The sequence below is a fragment of the Chitiniphilus shinanonensis DSM 23277 genome, assembly GCF_000374805.1.
In the GTDB taxonomy this organism is placed as follows: Bacteria; Pseudomonadota; Gammaproteobacteria; order Burkholderiales; family Chitinibacteraceae; genus Chitiniphilus; species Chitiniphilus shinanonensis.
Map to the genome: position 1 here is coordinate 1 of NZ_KB895371.1, position 3,018 is coordinate 3,018.

The following is a 3,018-nucleotide window of genomic DNA, read 5'->3' on the forward strand; positions in this document are numbered from 1 at the left end:
CGCTTTACCGCCCAACACGGCGACAGCGTGCTGTTCCAGGAGCAATACACCCGCAACAGCGTCGGCCAGATCGTCGGCAAGACCGTCAGCGGCAACGGCCCGAGCAAAACCTACGGTTATCGCTACGACCTGGCCGGCCGGCTGATCGAAGTGACGCAGAACGGCAGCGTGATCGGTCAATACCAATATGACGCCAACGGCAATCGCACCCAGGCCAACGGCATCGCTGCCAGCTACGACGCGCAGGACCGGCTGATCGCCTATGGCAATCGTCAATACCAATACAGCGCCAATGGCGAACTCCAGCAAATCAATGTCGGCGGCGCCATCAGCCAATACCAGTACGACGTCTTCGGCAACCTGCGGCAGGTAACGCTGGCGAACGGCGGCCAGCTGGATTACGTGATCGACGGCCAGAATCGCCGCATCGGCAAAAAGGTCAACGGCGTGCTGGTCCAAGGCTTTATCTACCAGGACCAGCTGAAGCCCGCCGCCGAACTGAACGGCAACGGCGAAGTGGTCAGTCGCTTCATTTACGCTGGCAAAGCTAACGTACCGGAATACCTGGTCAAGGGCGGGGAAACCTACCGGATCATCACCGACCAACTGGGTTCGGTGCGACTGGTGGTCAATAGCCAGACCGGCGAAGTGAAACAGGAAATCGACTACGACGCTTGGGGCAATGTGCTCGCCGACACCAATCCGGGATTCCAGCCGTTCGGGTTTGCGGGTGGGATTTACGATCGGGACACGGGGTTGGTGCGGTTTGGGGCGCGGGATTATGACCCGCAGGTGGGAAGGTGGACGGCTAAGGATCCGATTGGATTTAACGGGGGGGATTCGAATGTTTATGGGTATGTGAAAAATGATCCCGTCAATAAAATTGATCCTAGTGGTTTGTCTACGCTGCGGTGCGCTAGAGAGTTGGGAAACCCTGCTAATGGAGATTTGACTCCGGCTTGGAATCCATTGAGGCATGATTACCTGATTGTCGCCGGTCAGACTTATGGGATGACGACTGAAGGAAACATGATTTGGAGTGATGGCACTGTGCTACGAGGTTCAGAAAGAAAGAATAATAATAGCTGCAAGAAGATTTCCGATGATCCGGACTTTGATAAAGCTGTTCTGCAAGCAATTGAAAAAATTGGTACGCCAACTTATAACGTAGGAGCATTTCCTGGGACGTTGGGTTGGTTGCTTGGAGCGAGGAATTGTCAGTCTTATGTTGACGATGTTCTCGATCAAGCAGAAAAGAACTACAAACGCCAAGATTTGGATTGATTTCATGAAAAAACTAATATTAATGCTATTGTTTGGGCGGTCGGTTTTGCTCGCGCCGGATTTGAATGAATTTGGCGCTGGTGTTACGGAAATTCCCCTTGAGGCTCCATTGGAGGCAATTACAAGTGGGGCTCATTTCAAAATTGATGTTTCTGAATATGTTTCCCTTAAGGATGGCATGATTGATGTCTACGAAAAGACGGAGGGTAGGTTTAAGAATAAGGTGATTAAAATTGAACTTTTCCCCGAGGATGGGAAGGGGGTTTTATTGAATTATTCCGGTGGCATTTCTATTGGAAAAAATAGTGTAGGTCTTATTTTGGTGGGGCCGGATGGTCGTGTGCCTGTCGGTGTAAAGTATAAGAAAGCGTTTTTATATACCGACACTCCCCTTAAAGGGGTTAAGGTTTTTTGGGTTAACTATAGTAAATGATTGAGTCAGGTTAATTGGCGACGAAAAAGCCAACGCGCCGCAATAGATAGGTGAATTAAAAATCGACGCCGCCATCGCCCTGCTGGTCAAGGCCGGGGAAACCTACCGCATTATCACCGACCAATTGGGCTCGGTGCGGCTGGTGGTCAACAGCCAGACCGGCGAAGTGAAACAGGAAATCGACTACGACGCCTGGGGCAACGTGCTGTCTGATACCAATCCAGGATTCCAGCCGTTCGGATTTGCGGGTGGGATTTACGACAAAGACACCGGGCTGGTGCGGTTTGGGGCGCGGGATTATGACCCGCAGGTGGGGAGGTGGACGGCTAAGAATCCGATTGGGTCTGGGGGTGGGGACGCGAATATCTATCTTTATGTGTGTGGTGACCCTGCAAATTTTGTTGACTTTACGGGCTTTGGGAAGTTTGGAGGACGCGCGAAAGGGGAGCGAAATAGAACGAGAACGCCAGATGGCACTAATAATCCTTGGAAGCATTATAAAACTGATCCAAAAGATCCCAATTTTGTAATTTATAAAGATGTAAATGGGAGAACGGGCAGAAAGCGTAAACCACCAGGATTTGATGACCAAAATGGCTTCGTTGATCCGAGTATTTTCGAGTGGTTGTTCCCGTGGTGGATGATTTCGGAAGGGCTGAATGAAGGAGAAGATGAGCTTATGAGGGAAATGTGGAAGGATTGGCGGGAAAAGCGGAATCCATGCTTGCTTTGATTCTGATGGCTTAGAGGGAGGGAATAATGGAAGGAAAGGATTACTTTTCTCTAGGGGATAAATATTTTGATGCAGGGTTTCTTAGGAAGTCATTTTTGATGGTAAAGGCTGGGGCATATAGAGGGGATGTTTATTGCCAACAAATTTTAGGGTATTACTATGACGAAGGTGTCGGCACTTACGTCAATAAAGAAAAGGCCATTTATTGGTATAGAAAGTCGGCTCGTTTGGGAGACTTTTGCTCTGCACTGAATTTGGGAATTTTGTACAGAGACCAGGGGCAGTTTTTTTTGGCAAAGAAATGGTTCACCCGTGCAAGGGATCTAGGGCTTGAAGATGCGGAAGACGAGCTTGATAAGCTGAAATATATGCGACAATTAAGTTATGAAAGGAGGCGTGAATACAACTCACGTTCTGTTTTCGCGGCTCCTTTTCAAAGACGGCGATCGATTTGGTGGTGATTTGCCGCCATCGCCAGATCGAGCGCTTTACCGCCCAACACGGCGACAGCGTGCTGTTCCAGGAGCAATACACCCGCAACAGCGTCGGCCAGATCGTCGGCAAGACC

4 protein-coding genes are annotated in these 3,018 nt (G+C 49.9%); all 4 read left to right on the forward strand.

Translation table 11 applies throughout. From position 1 onward, the window contains the following. Positions 1–1,284, forward strand: a 1,284-nt coding sequence (locus tag C556_RS21195) for an RHS repeat domain-containing protein (protein WP_169338643.1), incomplete at its 5' end; no start/stop codon positions are given. 4 nt (positions 1,285–1,288) lie between these two features. Further along, positions 1,289–1,717: a hypothetical protein gene (locus C556_RS23355; protein ID WP_157236279.1), complete on the forward strand. Its 429-nt coding sequence runs from the start codon at positions 1,289–1,291 to the stop codon at positions 1,715–1,717. Positions 1,718–1,799: 82 nt separating this feature from the next. Beyond that, a complete protein-coding gene (locus C556_RS22540) occupies positions 1,800–2,450 on the forward strand; it encodes an RHS repeat domain-containing protein (protein WP_502550509.1) in 651 nt (216 codons plus the stop codon). Between the two features lie 26 nt (positions 2,451–2,476). Continuing rightward, positions 2,477–2,911 (forward strand): tetratricopeptide repeat protein, encoded by a 435-nt coding sequence (locus C556_RS22545; protein ID WP_083930677.1) that lies wholly within the window; start codon positions 2,477–2,479, stop codon positions 2,909–2,911. Positions 2,912–3,018 lie beyond the last annotated feature (107 nt).